The 16,599-nt window shown below is 64.4% G+C and carries 16 protein-coding genes; 10 read left to right on the forward strand and 6 right to left on the reverse strand.

Going from position 1 to position 16,599, the window contains the following annotated elements:
* The first annotated feature begins 37 nt into the window (after positions 1–37).
* Entirely contained in the window at positions 38–835 is a 798-nt protein-coding gene (locus RM190_RS13070; protein ID WP_311759895.1) for a hypothetical protein, read from the forward strand.
* Here the strand turns inward: RM190_RS13070 and RM190_RS13075 are convergent.
* Complete coding sequence (locus tag RM190_RS13075) at positions 832–1,470, reverse strand: FMN-binding negative transcriptional regulator (RefSeq protein ID WP_311759896.1); 639 nt, start codon at positions 1,468–1,470, stop codon at positions 832–834. The genes RM190_RS13070 and RM190_RS13075 overlap by 4 nt on opposite strands.
* Positions 1,471–1,570: 100 nt before the next feature.
* Positions 1,571–2,227: a peroxiredoxin gene (locus RM190_RS13080; protein WP_311759897.1), complete on the reverse strand. Its 657-nt coding sequence runs from the start codon at positions 2,225–2,227 to the stop codon at positions 1,571–1,573.
* A 186-nt stretch (positions 2,228–2,413) separates the two neighbouring features.
* Between RM190_RS13080 and RM190_RS13085 the strand changes: the two genes are divergently transcribed.
* The 6 genes from RM190_RS13085 (at position 2,414) to RM190_RS13110 (ending at position 9,284) form a co-directional block, all read left to right on the forward strand.
* Positions 2,414–3,856 (forward strand): aldehyde dehydrogenase family protein, encoded by a 1,443-nt coding sequence (locus tag RM190_RS13085; protein ID WP_311759981.1) that lies wholly within the window; start codon positions 2,414–2,416, stop codon positions 3,854–3,856.
* Positions 3,857–3,946: 90 nt separating this feature from the next.
* Positions 3,947–4,840 carry a sugar kinase gene (locus tag RM190_RS13090; RefSeq protein WP_311759898.1) on the forward strand — a complete coding sequence of 298 codons (894 nt, stop codon included), beginning with the start codon at positions 3,947–3,949 and terminating at the stop codon, positions 4,838–4,840.
* A gap of 136 nt (positions 4,841–4,976) precedes the next feature.
* Positions 4,977–6,023 (forward strand): ABC transporter ATP-binding protein, encoded by a 1,047-nt coding sequence (locus tag RM190_RS13095; RefSeq protein ID WP_311759899.1) that lies wholly within the window; start codon positions 4,977–4,979, stop codon positions 6,021–6,023.
* Between the two features lie 78 nt (positions 6,024–6,101).
* Positions 6,102–7,418 (forward strand): ABC transporter substrate-binding protein, encoded by a 1,317-nt coding sequence (locus RM190_RS13100; RefSeq protein WP_311759900.1) that lies wholly within the window; start codon positions 6,102–6,104, stop codon positions 7,416–7,418.
* Between the two features lie 55 nt (positions 7,419–7,473).
* Positions 7,474–8,400 carry a carbohydrate ABC transporter permease gene (locus RM190_RS13105; protein WP_311759901.1) on the forward strand — a complete coding sequence of 309 codons (927 nt, stop codon included), beginning with the start codon at positions 7,474–7,476 and terminating at the stop codon, positions 8,398–8,400.
* Positions 8,400–9,284: a carbohydrate ABC transporter permease gene (locus RM190_RS13110; protein WP_311759902.1), complete on the forward strand. Its 885-nt coding sequence runs from the start codon at positions 8,400–8,402 to the stop codon at positions 9,282–9,284. The genes RM190_RS13105 and RM190_RS13110 overlap by 1 nt, the downstream gene beginning before the upstream one ends.
* A gap of 130 nt (positions 9,285–9,414) precedes the next feature.
* Here RM190_RS13110 and RM190_RS13115 read toward each other — a convergent pair whose 3' ends face one another.
* From RM190_RS13115 to RM190_RS13130, 4 genes are all read right to left on the reverse strand, one after another.
* Entirely contained in the window at positions 9,415–10,149 is a 735-nt protein-coding gene (locus RM190_RS13115; RefSeq protein ID WP_311759903.1) for an SDR family oxidoreductase, read from the reverse strand.
* Between the two features lie 32 nt (positions 10,150–10,181).
* Positions 10,182–10,934: a GntR family transcriptional regulator gene (locus tag RM190_RS13120; RefSeq protein ID WP_311759904.1), complete on the reverse strand. Its 753-nt coding sequence runs from the start codon at positions 10,932–10,934 to the stop codon at positions 10,182–10,184.
* Positions 10,921–11,898 (reverse strand): D-erythronate dehydrogenase, encoded by a 978-nt coding sequence (gene denD, locus RM190_RS13125; RefSeq protein WP_311759905.1) that lies wholly within the window; start codon positions 11,896–11,898, stop codon positions 10,921–10,923. The genes RM190_RS13120 and denD overlap by 14 nt, the downstream gene beginning before the upstream one ends.
* A 170-nt stretch (positions 11,899–12,068) precedes the next feature.
* Positions 12,069–12,980, reverse strand: coding sequence for a dihydrodipicolinate synthase family protein (locus RM190_RS13130; RefSeq protein WP_311759906.1), 912 nt, complete (start codon positions 12,978–12,980; stop codon positions 12,069–12,071).
* Between the two features lie 129 nt (positions 12,981–13,109).
* Here RM190_RS13130 and RM190_RS13135 point away from each other — a divergent pair, with 129 nt between their 5' ends.
* Genes RM190_RS13135 through RM190_RS13145 form a run of 3 tightly spaced genes read left to right on the forward strand, consistent with a single transcriptional unit; the run spans position 13,110 to position 16,591 of the window.
* Positions 13,110–14,891 carry an IlvD/Edd family dehydratase gene (locus tag RM190_RS13135; RefSeq protein WP_311759907.1) on the forward strand — a complete coding sequence of 594 codons (1,782 nt, stop codon included), beginning with the start codon at positions 13,110–13,112 and terminating at the stop codon, positions 14,889–14,891.
* Between the two features lie 23 nt (positions 14,892–14,914).
* Complete coding sequence (locus tag RM190_RS13140; RefSeq protein WP_311759908.1) at positions 14,915–15,649, forward strand: SDR family oxidoreductase; 735 nt, start codon at positions 14,915–14,917, stop codon at positions 15,647–15,649.
* A gap of 3 nt (positions 15,650–15,652) precedes the next feature.
* On the forward strand, positions 15,653–16,591 hold the full coding sequence (locus RM190_RS13145) for a 2-hydroxyacid dehydrogenase (protein ID WP_311759909.1): 939 nt from the start codon (positions 15,653–15,655) through the stop codon (positions 16,589–16,591).
* The last annotated feature ends 8 nt before the right edge of the window (positions 16,592–16,599 follow it).

The raw sequence follows: 16,599 nt of genomic DNA on the forward strand, positions 1-16,599 counted from the left end.
CGGATTATCCGGGCCGGTCTTTTCATGCGAGGCAATGATGAGGAATTCCCTTGCGACGCTTTGGGTAGGAGAGCGTCTTGGCCCGATCGAGCTGGCCTCGGTCGCATCCTTCCTGCGGGTCGGCAATCCGCTGACCGTCTACAGCTATGCGCCGATCGCGAACCTGCCTGCGGGTGTCCTGGCGCGGGATGCGCGCGAAGTGCTGCCGGGTGAACGCATTGCCATCTACGCGCGCGAGAAAAGCCCGTCGCTGCATTCGAATTTCTTCCGCTTCGCATTGATGCGGAACACCGACCATACCTGGGTCGATCTGGACATGATCGCGCTGAAGCCCTTCGCTTTCGTGGGCGAACGGATCTATGGCTATGAAAAGCCCGACCAGGTGAATTGCGCCGTGCTGCGATTGCCCAAGGATTCGCCGACACTGGCCGAGCTTTCGAAGCTGACGCCCGAGACGCGTGGCGTCGCGCCCCATATCACCGGCCTTCGGCGCGCGAAATACTGGGTCAGGACGCTGGGCCGCGGCGTGCCGATCGATCGCTGGCCCTGGGGTTCGACCGGGCCGCGCGCGCTGACCGCCTTCCTGCGCCGGCATGATGAATTGCGTCACGCGCTGCCGATGGACGTGCTGTATCCGGTACTGACCCGCGATTGCCGCCGCTTCATCCAGCCGGGCGAACTGCGTGATGGCAGCTTTGGCCCCGGCACGCATGCGGTTCACCTGACGGCCAGCAACATCAACAAGCTGCTGGCGCGCGAGGGGCTGAGCGAGATCCCCGAGGATTCCTTCCTGGGGCATCACGTCGCGCGGGCAAGGGCTGCCGGCTTCCTTTAGGTGGGCTCATTGCCCGCGTCGCGCAGTCTGGCCATGCGCCGGGCCATGCCGGAATGGCCACTGGCCTCAAGCCCTGCGATCGCACCAAAATAATCGCGAGCGTCCCGGTTCTGGCTCAGCTTCGACTTGGCCAGCACCCGCGTAACCGTCAGCCGGAAGGCAACGATATTCGACAGCATTTGCTGCAGGTAATCCGCTGGGGCATCCGCCATGCGCCAAGCGTCATTGCCGTTCAGCCGCCGTTCGTGGATGCGCGTCAACAGGCCCACGGCGGCGCGCTTGGCCTGCTCGTCATGCTGGAAGCGGAGCGTGCCATAGACATGCACGACCTGATAATTCCAGGTCGGCACATGGCGGTGATGTTCCGGCTTCGAGGGATAGAAATTCGGCGAGACATAGGCGTCCTCGCCCCTGAAGATCGCCATGACCTCCTGCCCCTCGTCGATCAGCCGGTGCATGTCATTGGCCAGCGCCACATGCCCGATCAGCGTGCCGTCGGGCGCGGACAGCAAGGGAACATGGTTCGCGATCAGGCCCTGAGGGGTCTGGGAAACGATACAGGCCAGCGGTGCGTCCTGCATGATCCCCGCGATTTCATCCGGGCTGATTTCACTGAAATGCGGGGGTATGTACATCTGTGCGTCCGAAGCTGGTCCGTCGGGCAGGATCAAGCGTTTCCATTACCCTGTCCAGACAGATAGGGGGCCGCGCCCGATGGGACGCGGCCGGGCCGGGTCAGGCCGGATCCTTGGCAAAGCGAAGATAGGGCAGCTTCTTGTCAAGCTGTCCGTATTTCGCCTCGGCAGCGGCGTCATCCAGTGCCAGCGCCACGATCACGTCCTGACCGGGGATCCAGTTCGCCGGGGTCGCCAGGGGCACGCCGTCGGTCTTGCGCACCGCGTCAAGGGCACGCAGGATCTCGGCGAAGTTTCGGCCGACCGACATGGGATAGGTCATGGTCAGGCGGACCTTCTTGTCCGGCCCGATGATGAACACGGTACGCACGGTCGCCGAATGGGCCGGGGTGCGCCCCTCTGTCGGCAGATAGTAATCCGCCGGCAGCATGTCATAGGCCTTGGCGACGGTCAGGTCGCTGTCGTCGATGATTGCGAAATTCGCGGGCACGCCCGCGACCTTCTCGATATCGGATTTCCACTTGGCGTGGTCCGTGACCGAATCGACCGAAACGCCCAGAACCTTGGTGTTCCGCTTTTCGAATTCGGGAACCAGCTGGGCGACTGCGCCGAACTCCGTGGTGCAAACCGGCGTGAAGTCGCGGGGATGCGAGAACAGGATGGCATAGCTGTCGCCGATCCAGTCGTGGAACGCGATGTTGCCTTCGGTGGAATTGGCCGAGAAATCGGGGGCGGTGTCGTTGATGCGCAGGGACATGGCAATTGGTCCTTTTAGGTTTGCTCCGCTGGGTCAAGATATGCATGTGCGGCGGGTTTTCCAGCACGACTTCTCGGGTCGTGAAAAAACCGGTCGCGCCGCCCCCGAAGCACGGGCCTTGAAGCCGGGCGGTTCGGGTGTCACCTTGTCTCCAGACAGAGCAAAGGGGGTCCGCGCATGGGCGAACTGGCAGATAAGCGGAAATTCTACATCAACGGTGCCTGGGTTGCGCCGTCGGCACCGAATGACCTCGAGGTTATCGACCCTTCGAACGAAGAGCCGGTCGCGATCATCTCGCTGGGTGGGCAGGCCGATACGGATGCGGCGGTCGCCGCGGCCAAGGCCGCCTTCCCGGCATGGTCGGCCACGCCCCCCGCCGAACGGCTGGCCAAGGTCGAGAAGATCCTTGAAATCTACAAGCGCCGCCAGCCCGAGATGGGCGCGGCGATCAGCCATGAGATGGGCGCGCCGCAGGACATGGCGGTCGCCGATCAGGCAGGCTGCGGCGTCAGCCATATCGAAGCCTTCATCGAGGCCTTCCGCAATTTCGAATTCATCCGACCGCTGGGGCCGCACGCACCGGACAGCATGGTCGCATGGGAACCGATCGGCGTCATCGGTCTGATCACGCCCTGGAACTGGCCGATGAACCAGGTCACGCTGAAGGTGATCCCGGCGATCCTGACCGGGAACACGGTCGTCCTGAAACCGTCCGAGATCGCACCGCTGTCCTCGATGCTTTTCGCCGAGATCGTGGACGAGGCAGGGTTGCCGAAAGGGGTCTTCAACCTGGTGAACGGTGATGGCCTTGGCGTTGGCACCCAGCTTTCGGTCCATCCCGACGTCGAGATGATCAGCTTCACCGGCTCGACCCGCGCGGGCATTGCGATCAGCAAGGCCGCGGCGGATTCGTTGAAGAAGGTGGCTCTGGAACTGGGCGGCAAGGGTGCGAACCTTGTCTTTGCCGATGCCGATGAAAAGGCGGTGGCGCGCGGCGTGCGGCACGTCTTCTACAACTCGGGCCAAAGCTGCAACGCCCCGACCCGCATGCTGGTCGAGCGCTCGTTCTATGAGACCGCGGTCGAGCAGGCGAAGAAGATCGCCGAGGAAACCGAGGTTGCGACTGCCCACCAGCCGGGCCGCCATATCGGTCCGGTCGTCAGCAAGGTGCAGTGGGACAAGATCCAGGATCTGATCCAGAAGGGCATCGACGAAGGTGCGCGGCTTGTTGCGGGCGGTCCCGGCCTGCCCGAGGGCGTCAACCGCGGCTATTACGTCCGCCCGACGGTCTTTGCCGACGTGAACAACGACATGACCATCGCCCGGCAGGAAATCTTCGGGCCGGTCCTGTCGATCATTCCCTTCGACACCGAGGAAGAGGCAGTCGGTATCGCGAATGACACGGTCTATGGCCTGACCAACTATGTCCAGACCCAGGACGGCACGCGCCGGAATCGCCTGGCCCGCCAGCTTCGCGCCGGCATGATCGAGACGAATGGCCAAAGCCGCGGCCGTGGCTCGGCCTTTGGCGGGGTCAAGGCATCGGGCCGGGCGCGCGAAGGCGGCGTCTGGGGGCTTGAGGAGTTCATGGACAGCAAGCAGATCAGCGGCTGGGACGTGGACGCCTGAATCGAAGCAAAGCAAAGGGTCGCCGCAGGGCGACCCTTTTCATTTCGGCCGTTCCCGCTAAGTTGCGGCTCGCAAATATCGGGGGACGAGATGCGGGTGGTATCGGTTGGCGAATGCATGGTGGAATTGTCGGGCGCGGGGCAGGGCCTTTGGCGTCAGGCATTCGCGGGCGACACGTTCAATACCGCCTGGTATCTGCGCGCGCTGATGCCGAAGGATGCGACGGTCGATTACCTGACCTGCGTGGGTCAGGACGCAATATCGACGGCGCTGCTGGATTTCATCGGCGGCGCGGGGATCGGCACCGGGTGCATCACCCGTCATCCGACGCGCGCGCCGGGCCTTTACATGATCGACCTGAAGGATGGCGAGCGCAGCTTCACCTATTGGCGCGACAGTTCGGCCGCGCGTTGCCTGGCCGACGACCCCGCCCATCTGGCGCAATGCTTCGATGGGGCGGACCTTGTCTATTTCTCGGGGATCACGCTGGCGATCCTGACGCCCGAGCGGCGCGAGGTGCTGCTGGCCGCGCTGAAGACGGCCAAGGCGAAGGTCGCCTTTGACAGCAACATGCGCCTGCGCCTGTGGTCCGGTGCCGCCGAGATGTGCGATTGGATCGTCAAGGGTGCGGCCGTTGCCGACATCGCCTTGCCCAGCTTCGACGAAGAGGCACAATATTTCGGCGACGCCACCCCGCGCGCCACCGCCGACCGCTATCTGGGGGCCGGTGTCTCGGAAATCCTGGTCAAGAACGGCGGCGGGGACATGCTGGGGCGCACGCCTCGGGGGGATTGGCTGGACCTGTCCTGCGGCGAACGCATTCAGCCGGTCGACACGACCGGCGCGGGCGACAGCTTCAACGGCGGCTATCTGTCCGCACGTCTGGCCGGGGCCGGGATGGCCGAGGCCGTCCAGAAGGGCCATGCAACCGCTGGTCGCGTGATCTGTCATCCGGGCGCCCTGATCCCGCATGATGCATTGTAAGGGGTTCGCAGCGTATACATTGCGCAATGAACGAGCAAGACGGTCGATCTTGTCGCATCGCCAATAAAATGCTTGATCGGGATCGGCCTTCCTGACAGCCTGCCCCCCAATGGATACCTTTGGGAGGAGGGATCGCATGGCCTCGGTGACTATCCGCGAGGTAAGGAAATCCTACGGCGCGGTCGAGGTGATGCACGGCGTCTCGGTCGATATCGACGAAGGTGAATTCGTCGTTCTGGTCGGGCCTTCGGGTTGCGGCAAGTCGACCCTGCTGCGGATGCTGGCGGGACTTGAACATATCACGTCCGGCGACATCCTGATCGGTGAAAAGGTCGTCAACGACCTGCCGCCCAAGGACCGGGACATCGCGATGGTGTTCCAGAACTATGCGCTTTACCCGCATCTGACCGTGGCCGAAAACATGGGCTTCTCGCTGAAGCTCAAGGGCTCCTCACGGGCCGAGATCGGCGAGAAGGTCAAGCCCGCGGCCGAGATCCTGGGCCTGGCGCATCTGCTGGACCGCTATCCGCGCCAGCTTTCGGGTGGCCAGCGCCAGCGTGTTGCCATGGGCCGCGCCATCGTGCGCGATCCGCAGGTGTTCCTGTTCGACGAGCCGTTGTCGAACCTGGACGCCAAGCTGCGCGTCAGCATGCGGACCGAGATCAAGAACCTGCACAACCGGCTGAAGACCACGACCGTCTATGTCACCCATGACCAGATCGAGGCCATGACCATGGCCGACAAGATCGTGGTCATGCATGACGGTCGGGTCGAGCAGATCGGCGCTCCGCTTGATCTTTACGACCGTCCGGCGAATCTGTTCGTGGCAGGCTTCATCGGCAGCCCGGCAATGAACATGATCCCGGGCAGCGTCGAAGGCGGCGCTTTTGTCGCCAAGAATGGCCAGCGCCTGCCGGTGATCCGCGCGCCCGAGGGGCGCAGGCTGATCTATGGCGTCCGCCCCGAGGCGATCACGCTGGGCGGCGACATTCCCCTGATGATCGAGGTCACCGAACCCACCGGGGCCGAGACCTATGTCGCGGGCAAGCTGGGCGGGGAAGCCGTGACCTGCGTCTTCCGCGACCGCGTGAGCGCCGGGCCCGGCGAGGTGGTGAATGTCGCCATCGACCCGACCGCCGTGCACCTGTTCGACGCTGACAGCGGGGTGCGCCTGACGGACTGACTGGCCCCGCCTGCCTTTGGGCGGGCGGGTATAACGGGCCGCGAAACGGCCGCATTGCACTTTGGGAGGAGTGAAGCAATGTCCATCGACCGCAGAAAGCTCTTGCAGGGCGGCGCCGCGCTTGCGGCCGGCGCCGTGTTGACCAGCCCCTTTGCACGTCCGGCCTTGGCCCAGGCGGCAGGGGCTCCGATGTTCACCCCCGAACAGGGTGCCAGCCTGCGCCTGCTGCGCTGGGTGCCCTTCGTCAAGGGCGAGGAAGAGGCGTGGAACGCCAACACCAAGGCCTTCACGGAAGCGACCGGCGTCGAAGTCCGCATCGACCAGGAAAGCTGGGAGGATGTGCGTCCGAAAGCCGCCGTCGCCGCGAACGTGGGCTCGGGCCCCGACATGGTGATGAGCTGGTTCGACGACCCCTTCCAGTACCCGGACAAGCTGGTCGACGTGACCGATCTTTGCACCATGCTGGGCGAGAAGAACGGCGGCTGGTATGACGGCTTGCGCGCCTATGGTGAACAGGATGGCAAGTTCATCTCGACCCCGCTTTGTGCCATCGGCAACGCCATCTGCTATCGCGACAGCCATGTGAAGGCGGCCGGGTTCGAGGAATTCCCCAAGGATACCGAAGGCTTCCTGGCGCTGTGCACGGCGCTTAAGGAAAAGGGCACCCCGGCTGGCTTCCCCTTCGGCAAGGCGGTGGGCGATGGCAACAACTTCGTCCACTGGCTGCTTTGGAGCCATGGCGGCCAGACCGTGAACGAAAAGGGCGAAGTCGCGATCAACAGCCCCGAGACACTGGCTGCGATCGAATACGCCAAGAAGTTGTACGCGGTCTTCGTTCCGGGCACGGAAAGCTGGCTCGACATCAACAACAACCGTGCCTTCCTGGCGGGCGACATCTCGCTGACCGCGAACGGCGTCTCGCTGTATTATGCGGCGATGAAGGACGAGGCGACAAAGGCGCTGGGTGAGGACATTCGCACCAGCAACCTGCCGATCGGCCCGGTCGGCAAGTCAGTCGAACTGCACCAGACCTCGACCATCTCGATCTTCCAGCACTGCAAGTTCCCGAATGCCGCCAAGGCCTATCTCGAGTTCATGTACGGGGCCGATCGCATGAACGCCTGGCTGACCGGCGCCAGCGCCTATTGCTGCCAGGCGCTCAAGGGCTTTGCCAACAACCCGGTCTGGACTTCGAACCCGGTGCACGCGCCCTATGCGAAGGCTTCGGAATCGCTTCGCGCCAACGGCTATGCTGGCCCGCTGGGACCGGCATCCGCTGGGGTCATGGCCGATTACGTCCTGGTCGACATGTTCGCCGAGGCCGTGACCGGCCAGCGCACGGCCGAGGAAGCGATCGCCAATGCCGAGCGCCGCATCGCGCGCTATTACCGCTGACCGCATCGGGGCGCCTTCGGGCGCCCCCCTTTCCGATGTGAGGAAGGAGCAGCACATGCCCCCCCCGCCCGAACCGCGCGCCTCGCTGTGGCGGCGCTTTGTCGAAAGCCGCAATGGCCTTGGCCTGCTGTTCATGCTGCCCGCGGCGGCATTTCTGCTGTGCTTCCTGACCTATCCGCTGGGCCTGGGGGTCTGGCTTGGATTCACCGATGCCAGGATCGGCCGGCCCGGCGTCTGGATCGGGCTTGAGAACTATGCCTGGCTGATGGACGACCCGGTCTTCTGGCTGGCGGTCTTCAACACGCTGTTCTACACCGTCGTCGCCTCGGTCCTGAAATTTGGCCTGGGCCTGTGGCTGGCACTGCTTCTGAACCGGCACCTGCCCTTCAAGAACTTCTTCCGCGCCATCATCCTGCTGCCCTGGGTGGTGCCGACGGTGCTGTCGGCACTGGCCTTCTGGTGGATCTTCGACAGTCAGTTCTCGATCATCAGCTGGGTGCTGTTGAAATGGGGCATCATCAGCCAGCCGATCAACTTTCTGGGCGATCCCTGGAACGCGCGGCTGTCGGTGATGGCGGCGAATGTCTGGCGCGGGATTCCCTTTGTCGCGATCTCGCTGCTGGCCGGGTTGCAGACCATTCCGCAATCCCTGAACGAGGCCGCGGCCATCGACGGCGCAACCCCCTGGCAGCGCTTTCGTCGGGTGACGCTGCCGCTGCTGACACCGATCATCGCGGTGGTCATGACCTTCTCGGTCCTGTTCACCTTCACCGATTTCCAGCTGATCTATGTCCTGACCCGCGGCGGACCGGTCAATGCGACGCACCTTATGGCGACACTCAGCTTCCAGCGCGCCATTCCCGGCGGGCAGTTGGGCGAAGGGGCGGCAATCGCAGTCGCGATGATCCCCTTCCTGCTGGCCGCGATCCTTTTCAGCTTCTTCGGCCTTCAGCGCCGCAAATGGCAGCAGGGAGCAGACTGATGGCCCAGCAGGCAACCGTCACCGACGACCATGAGGGCATGGACCAGTTCGAAAGCCGGGGGCGCAAGATCTTCCTGGTCTGGCTGCCGCTGGCCTGCTTCATCTTCGTGCTGCTGTTCCCGTTCTACTGGATGGCGATCACGGCGGTGAAGCCGAATGCCCAGTTGACCGATTACCAGAACCACAGCCCCTTCTGGGTGGTGGGGCCGACGCTTCAACACATGAAGTACCTGCTGTTTGAAACCAGCTACCCGGGCTGGCTGTGGAACACGCTGGTCGTGGCGGTCTGTTCGACCTTCCTGTCGCTTGCCGCTTCGGTCTTCGCGGCCTACGCGATCGAGCGGCTGCGCTTTCGCGGCGCGCGGATCACTGGCCTGCTGATCTTCCTGGCCTATCTCGTGCCGCCCTCGATCCTGTTCATCCCGCTGTCGGTGATCGTCTTCCAGATCGGAATCTTCGACAGCAAGCTGGCGTTGATCCTGACCTATCCGACCTTCCTGATCCCGTTCTGCACCTGGTTGCTGATGGGCTATTTCCGCTCGATCCCCTACGAACTTGAGGAATCGGCGCTGGTCGATGGCGCGACGCGCTGGCAGATCCTGACCCAGATCGTGCTGCCGCTGGCGGTGCCGGGCCTGATCTCGGCCGGGATCTTTGCGTTCACGCTCAGCTGGAACGAATTCATCTACGCACTGACCTTCATCTCCAGCTCGGAAAACAAGACGATCCCGGTCGGCGTACTGACCGAACTGGTGCGCGGCGATGTCTATGAATGGGGCGCATTGATGAGCGGGGCGCTGCTTGGGTCGCTGCCGGTCGTGATCCTGTATTCGTTCTTCGTGGATTACTACGTCAGTTCGATGACCGGCGCCGTCAAGGAATAAGGGGGGCGCTGCCCCCCGTCCTTCGGACTCCCCCCGGGGTATTTGCAAAACGGCGAAAGCGGCGCTGCCCCGTTCACTGTTTCGAAAATACCCTCGGGGGTCCGGGGGCCGAAAGCCCCCGGCAGCCACGTCAATAGGTCGCGCGGCCACCCGAAATGTCGAAGACCGCGCCGGTCGAAAAGGCGCAATCCTCGGAAGAAAGCCAAGCCACCAGCGAGGCTGCCTCGGCCGGTTCCAGGAAGCGGTTCATCGGAATTTTCGCCAGCATGTAGTCGATATGCTCCTGGGTCATCTGGTCGAAGATCGGCGTGCGGGCGGCAGCCGGGGTGATCGCGTTGACCAGGATCCCGGTCCCGGCAAGTTCCTTGCCCAGCGATTTCGTCAGCGCGATCAGGCCGGCCTTGGAGGCCGAGTAATGCGCCGCATTGGGGTTGCCCTCCTTGGCTGCGATCGAGGCGACGTTGACGATCCGGCCATAGCCACGCTCGATCATGCCGGGCACCAGTGCGCGGCAAGTGACATAGGGGGCGTTCAGGTTCACTTCGATCACCTGGCGCCAGACGGCGGGATCAAGCTCCCATGTCTTGGCATTGCCGCCGGTGATGCCGGCATTGTTGACCAGGATGTCGACGGGACCGGCTTCTGCCGCCGCCGCCTCGATCTCGGTGTCGACGGCAAGTTCGACCTGACGGGCCGAGGCTGAGGCCCCCAGGCTTGCGGCGGCGCGTTCGGCCGCAGCCCCGTCGCGGTCCCACAGGATTACCCGCGCGCCGCTTTCGACGAAGCGCTGCGCGACGGCAAGGCCGATGCCCTGCGCGCCGCCGGTCACGACCGCAAGCCGGCCGTCCAGATCGATCTTGTTCATTGCTGCTCCCTCATCCGTTCCTTGGAGATTTCTCAGGCCAGGCCATTGCTGCCCAATGAGCGGCGCAGCAGGTCCAGCTGCTGCCGGTCGGCCCGGTCGCGATGGGCATTATGCCGTTCGCGCGTCAGCGCCCTGTCGCCCGCCTGCAGGGCGGCGAAGGTGCTGCGATGTTCGTCATTCGATTCCACCGGCATCGGACGAAGCGGCAGGATCATCAGTCGGGCACGATATTGCTGGCCCCAGAAGGCATTGATCGCGGTCTGAAGGCGCTGGTTGCCGCAAAGCGCCACCACTTCTGAATGGAATTCGTCGTCCAGTTCGGACCAGCGGGTGATGTCGCCGACGGCGGTCGCATTTTCCATCTCGTCCAGCATCCGGCCGAGACGACGGACGTCCTCGATCCTCAGGCCGCGTTCGGCCGTCAGCTCGAAGGCCCTGACCTCAAGCGCCGAGAAGACGTCGAGGATATTGCCGAAATCCTGCAAGGACAGCGCCTTGACGGTAACGCCGTGGCGTGGCCTGACTTCGACCAGCCCCTCTTCGGCCAGCTTGATGACGGCTTCGCGCACGGGGGTCCGCGACAGCGACAGCAAGGCGGCCAGCTCGGTTTCCAGAAGCGTCGTGCCGGGCGCAAGCCGCCCGGTCAGGATGCGATAGCGCAGGTCGTGATAGGCCCGCTCGCGCGCGGCCATCTCGGTCAACCCCTGCAGGCTGGGCACCGGCCGGGACGAGCGCGGCTTGCCCCGGTCGTTCTTTCGGCTGCCTGTCGGCTCAGCCGGCCGCATCGGCGGTGTCGCGGATATGGGCCCGGATGATCGACTGGAAGTCCGGATCGGCAGTAAAGCCCGCCGCCAACGCCCGCTCGGGCGAGAAATCGGTCGGCCAGCCTGCGACGATGGTGCGGATCGTCTCGTTCGGGACGCGTTTCACGCGGGCCACCGCATCCGCCCCGGCGACTTCGCGCAGCGCATCCAGCACCTCGGAGATGGTCAGGCTGAGGCCCGGCATCGTCAGGCAGCGCCGCACGCCAAGCTGTGCCGTGTCCATGGTCGCGGCATGCAGCAGGAAGCCGACTGCGGCATCGGGGCTTGCGAACCAGTGGCGGACGTCATCCTCGACCGGCAGCTCGGCGTCCATGCCCGCCAGCGGTTCCCGGATGATGCCCGAGAAGAAGCCCGAGGCCGCCTTGTTCGGCTTGCCAGGGCGCACGACGATGGTGGGCAGGCGGATGCCGACGCCATCGAAGAAGCCCTTGCGCGAATAGTCGTTCAGCAGCAGCTCTCCGATCATCTTCTGCGCGCCATAGCTGGTCATGGGTGCGGTGATGAAGGTGTCGGTGATCTTTTCCTCGAACGGGGCGCCGAACACGGCGATGGACGAGGTATAGACGACACGCGGGTGATAATCCGGTCCCTGCGCGCGGATCGCCTCGAACAGATGGCGGGTGCCATCCATGTTGATGGCATAACCCTTGTCGAAATCGGCCTCGGCCTCGCCCGAGACGATGGCGGCAAGATGGAAAATCACGTCAGGTCGATCGGCGACCAGCCCGTCAACCGTGGCGCGGTCCGCGATGTCGCCGGACAGCACCTTGACGGCGATCGCATCGGTCGATGACAGGTCGGCGGGAAAGACGTCGAAGGCGGTCAGTGCATCCACAGGCTTGTCGCCCACTTTGCCGGTCTTCAGGATGTTTTCCGCAAGCCTGCGGCCAACCATGCCGGCCGCGCCAATGATCAACAGCTTCATGTCCGAACCTTCCTCCCTCGCTTCGGTCAGCTATGTATACATTGCCGATTCGGGTGGCGCCAGTGGTTCGATGGTATGCCGCGCGCCAGATTGGCGCATCGGGGCAGGTGGAGGAGCCGGCTCCTGCAGGTTCCCCCGCCCGCGCGTCGCGGACGGGGAGGCATTGCGGCTTACTTGCCCCAGCGCAGGGCGACCGGATCCAGCGGACGGACCAGATCCAGAAGCATGGCGCGGGTCGCCGGGTGCAGCGCGGGGATCGGGTGGCGGCTGAATTCGGACTTGATCACCCCGCCTTCGACCATGACGGCCTTGGCCGACAGGAAGCCACATTGGCGGTTCTCGTGGTTCACCGCGGGCAGGATGCGGGCATAGGCGGCAGTGGCAGCGGCACGGTCGCCGGCCTTCCAATGGGTCAGCACCGGCTTGATCTGGTCGGGGATCATGGCCGAGGTCATCGAGCCCGTCGCACCCGCATCCAGGTCTGCCAGCAGGGTGATGGCTTCCTCTCCGTCGAAGGGACCCTCGATCGCGTCGCCGCCTTCGGCGATCAGCGTGCGCAGCTTGGCCGCCGCACGGGGGCATTCGATCTTGAACAGCTTCACCATCTCGATTTCGCGCGCCATACGGACCAGCAGCGGCACGGGCAGGTCGACGCCCGACAGCGGCGCGTCCTGGATCATGATCGGGATGCCGACATCGCCGACGCGGGCGAATTGTTCGAACGTCTGCTCGGCCGTGCCTTTCAGCAGCGCGCCGTGATAGGGGGGCATCATCATGACCATCGCCGCGCCAAGATCCTTGGCAAGCTGGGCGCGCTCGACCGCGATCGGCGTCGCATAATGGCTGATGGTCACGATCACCGGCACGCGGCCGGCGACATGCTCGATCGAAACGCGGGTCAGTTCCTCGCGCTCGGCATCCGAGATCAGGAACTGTTCCGAGAAGTTGGCAAGGATGCAGATCCCGTCCACACCCTGGTCGACCATGCAGTCGAGGATGCGGCGCATGCCGTCGTAATCGACCGAGCCGTCGTCGTTGAATGAAACCGGCGCAACCGGCCAGATGCCCTCGTATTTAGCCATGACGGCCTCCCAGAAATAATCGCCGCGGATGGTATACCATTTTGCACCGGGCGCAAGCTGCCCCCTTTCGCCGCCGGTTCCTCTGGTATACCAAGTTTGGCGTAGCTGGCTTTACGGAGGGGGCAAGCCATGGCGAACACCAAAGCAAACAAGCGCTTCCGGTCCCAGGAATGGTTCGACAACCCGAACAATCCCGGCATGACCGCGCTGTATATCGAGCGTTACCTGAATCAGCAGTTCACCCGCGAAGAGCTGCAATCGGCCCGCCCGATCATCGGCATTGCCCAGACGGGCAGCGACCTTGCGCCCTGTAACAAGATCCACGTCTTTCTGATGGACCGCATCAAGGCGGGCATCCGCGACGGTGGCGGCATCCCGATGGAATTCCCCGTCCATCCGATTCAGGAGACGGGCAAGCGCCCGACCGCGGCGCTCGACCGCAACCTGGCGTATCTGGGTCTGGTCGAGGTGCTGCACGGCTATCCGCTGGACGGGGTCGTGCTGACCACCGGCTGTGACAAAACCACCCCCGCGATGCTGATGGGCGCGGCGACCGTCGACATTCCCGCGATTACGCTGAACGGCGGCCCGATGCTGGATGGCTGGTGGAAGGGCAAGCGCGCCGGATCTGGCACCGTGGTCTGGGAAAGCCGCCGCCTGCTCTCCGAGGGCAAGATCGACTATGACGAGTTCATGTCCCGCGTCTGCGCCAGCGCGCCCAGCCTTGGCCATTGCAACACCATGGGCACCGCCAGCACGATGAACGCCATGGCTGAGGCGCTCGGCATGTCGCTGACCGGCTGCTCGGCCATTCCCGCGCCTTTCCGAGAGCGCATGAACATGGCCTATCAGACCGGCAAGCGCATCGTCGAGATGGTCTATGAAGACATCAAGCCCAGCGACGTCATGACCCGCGAAGCCTTTGAAAACGCGATCATCGTCAACGCGGCCATCGGCGGATCGACCAATGCTCCGCCGCATCTGCAGGCCATCGCCCGCCATGCCGGGGTCGAGCTGGACGTGACCGACTGGCAGAAGGTCGGATTCGACGTGCCGCTGTTGGTCAACATGCAGCCTGCGGGCGAGTATCTGGGCGAAAGCTTCTTCCACGCGGGCGGCGTGCCTGCCGTCATGGGAGAGCTGAAGAAAGCCGGCCGCCTGCATGAAAAGGTCATGACCGTGACCGGCCAGACCATGGGGCAGAATCTGATCGGCTGGGAAAGCCAGGATCAGGCGGTGATCCGTCCCTATGGCAACCCGCTGCGCGAGAATGCGGGATTCATCGTGCTGACCGGCAACCTGTTTGACAGCGCGCTGATGAAGACCAGCGTGATCTCGAAGGACTTCCGCCAGCGATTCCTGTCCGAACCGGGGAATGAGGGCGTCCACGAGGCGCGCGCCATCGTCTTCGAAGGCCCCGAGGATTACCACGACCGTATCAACGACCCGGCGCTTGGCATCGACGAGAATTGCATCCTGTTCATCCGCGGCGTGGGCTGTGTCGGCTATCCCGGCAGCGCCGAGGTGGTGAACATGCAGCCGCCGGATGCGCTGCTGAAAAAGGGCATCAACCACCTGCCGACGGTGGGCGACGGGCGGCAGTCTGGGACATCCGAAAGCCCGTCCATCCTGAACGCCTCGCCGGAATCGGTCGTGGGTGGCGGGCTTGCCTATCTGCGGACCGGGGACCGCGTGCGGCTGGACCTGAATGCGGGCCGGATGGACGCGCTGGTCGACGAGGGCGAATGGCAGGCGCGCAAGGATGCCTGGACGCCCCCGGTTCTGGAGTGCCAGACCCCCTGGGAAGAGATCTACCGCAAGGAAGTCGGCCAGCTTGACAAGGGCGGCTGCCTTGAGCTTGCAACCGCCTATCAGCGCGTGCGGCAGACCCTGCCGCGCGACAACCATTGATGGAATTGAGGGAGGAGAACCTCGTGAAGAACATCCTGATCACCGGTGGCGGCAGCGGCGTGGGCCGCGTCACGGCGCAACTGTTTCTGGAAAAGGGCTGGAAGGTCGGCCTGATCGGACGGCGCGAAGCGGCGCTGGCGGAAACCGCGGCGGGCCATGCCGACGCACTGGTTCTGCCCTGCGACGTGACCGATCCGGCGGCGGTCGATGCGGCCTTTGCCAAGGCGGTCGCGGCATGGGGCCGGCTGGATGTCCTGTTCAACAACGCGGGTGCCGTGCTGCCCTCGAAGATGATCGACGAGATCAGTGTCGAGGAATGGCGCACCGTCGCTGACGTCAACATCAGCGGCATGTTCCTTTGCGCCCGTGCTGCCTTCCGGCAGATGCGCAATCAGGACCCGATGGGCGGACGCATCGTCAACAACGGCTCGGTCTCTGCAGACGTGCCGCGTCCCGGCTCGGCGCCCTATACCATGTCGAAACACGCGGTGACGGGCCTGACCCGGACGCTGTCGCTGGACGGGCGGCGCTTCAACATCGCCTGCGGACAGGTCGATATCGGCAATGCCCTGACCAACATGGCAGAGGCGATGACCAAGGGCGTGCCGCAGGCTGACGGATCCATCAAGGTCGAGCCGGTGATCGACGCAAAGACCGTGGCGGATTCGGTCCTGCATATGGCCAGCGTCCCCGATGGTGCGAATATCCAGTGGCTGACGGTCATGGCGACCAACATGCCCTATATCGGTCGGGGTTGAGGCATGGCCGAGGTTCTGGCTGTCGGCCCTTATGCCGAGCGTGACATCAAGGCGCTGCGCGAGCAGTTCGCCGCACCGCATCTTGCCGGTCCCGAGCTGATCGCGGACCTGCCCGAGGCCGAGCGGGCCAAGGTGGTGGCGCTGGCCTTCCTGGGCCACAAGGGGCTGGGTTCGCAGGTCATGGACCTGCTGCCCAACCTGCGCTTCATCACCAATTTCGGCGTGGGTTTCGATGCCATCGACATTCCCGCGGCGACCGCGCGCGGCATCACCGTGACGAACACGCCCGATGTGTTGAACGATGATGTCGCAGACCTGGCGCTGGCATTGCTGATCGCGGACAGTCGCCGCATGAACGCGGCCGAGCGCTGGATGCGCGAAGGACATTGGGCCAAGGGGCCGGAATATCCTCTGCAGCGCAAGATGTCGGGCCGCAAGGTCGGTGTCCTTGGTCTTGGCCGCATCGGGCGCGAGATCGCGGACCGGCTTGCCGCCTTCAAGTGCGAGATCCACTATTTCTCGCGCAGCGAAAAGCAAACCCCCGGCTGGCACTGGCATACCGACCCGGTGGCGCTGGCGTCCGCCGTCGATGACATGGTCATCGCGGTCGTCGGCGGGCCCGAGACCGAGGGCCTCGTCTCGGCCGAGGTGATCGCCGCGCTGGGACCGGACGGCGTCATCGTCAATATCGCCCGCGGCTCGGTCATCGACGAAGAGGCGCTGATCGACGCGCTGCAGAACGGTCGCCTGCGCGGGGCCGGGCTGGACGTGTTCCGGGGCGAGCCTGCGCCCGATCCGCGCATTCTTGCGCTGGAAAACGCAACGATCCTGCCGCATGTCGGCTCTGCCACGCTTGAGACGCGGGCGGCGATGGGGGAATTGCAGCGCAGGAACCTGCGCGACCTGCTGGACGGCAAGCCTGCCGTCACGCCGGTGAACTGAAGGAAGGC

Origin of the sequence: Paracoccus broussonetiae, from assembly GCF_031854425.1 — a bacterium.
In the GTDB taxonomy this organism is placed as follows: Bacteria; Pseudomonadota; Alphaproteobacteria; order Rhodobacterales; family Rhodobacteraceae; genus Paracoccus; species Paracoccus broussonetiae.

Coding starts and splice junctions, on each gene's coding strand:
- denD (WP_311759905.1), bottom strand. CDS start 11,898: ATGAAGCTGTTGATCATTGGCGCGGCCGGCATGGTTGGCCGCAGGCTT.
- RM190_RS13120 (WP_311759904.1), bottom strand. CDS start 10,934: ATGCGGCCGGCTGAGCCGACAGGCAGCCGAAAGAACGACCGGGGCAAG.
- RM190_RS13135 (WP_311759907.1), top strand. CDS start 13,110: ATGGCGAACACCAAAGCAAACAAGCGCTTCCGGTCCCAGGAATGGTTC.
- RM190_RS13075 (WP_311759896.1), bottom strand. CDS start 1,470: ATGTACATACCCCCGCATTTCAGTGAAATCAGCCCGGATGAAATCGCG.
- RM190_RS13090 (WP_311759898.1), top strand. CDS start 3,947: ATGCGGGTGGTATCGGTTGGCGAATGCATGGTGGAATTGTCGGGCGCG.
- RM190_RS13070 (WP_311759895.1), top strand. CDS start 38: ATGAGGAATTCCCTTGCGACGCTTTGGGTAGGAGAGCGTCTTGGCCCG.
- RM190_RS13095 (WP_311759899.1), top strand. CDS start 4,977: ATGGCCTCGGTGACTATCCGCGAGGTAAGGAAATCCTACGGCGCGGTC.
- RM190_RS13080 (WP_311759897.1), bottom strand. CDS start 2,227: ATGTCCCTGCGCATCAACGACACCGCCCCCGATTTCTCGGCCAATTCC.
- RM190_RS13105 (WP_311759901.1), top strand. CDS start 7,474: ATGCCCCCCCCGCCCGAACCGCGCGCCTCGCTGTGGCGGCGCTTTGTC.
- RM190_RS13115 (WP_311759903.1), bottom strand. CDS start 10,149: ATGAACAAGATCGATCTGGACGGCCGGCTTGCGGTCGTGACCGGCGGC.
- RM190_RS13110 (WP_311759902.1), top strand. CDS start 8,400: ATGGCCCAGCAGGCAACCGTCACCGACGACCATGAGGGCATGGACCAG.
- RM190_RS13145 (WP_311759909.1), top strand. CDS start 15,653: ATGGCCGAGGTTCTGGCTGTCGGCCCTTATGCCGAGCGTGACATCAAG.
- RM190_RS13100 (WP_311759900.1), top strand. CDS start 6,102: ATGTCCATCGACCGCAGAAAGCTCTTGCAGGGCGGCGCCGCGCTTGCG.
- RM190_RS13130 (WP_311759906.1), bottom strand. CDS start 12,980: ATGGCTAAATACGAGGGCATCTGGCCGGTTGCGCCGGTTTCATTCAAC.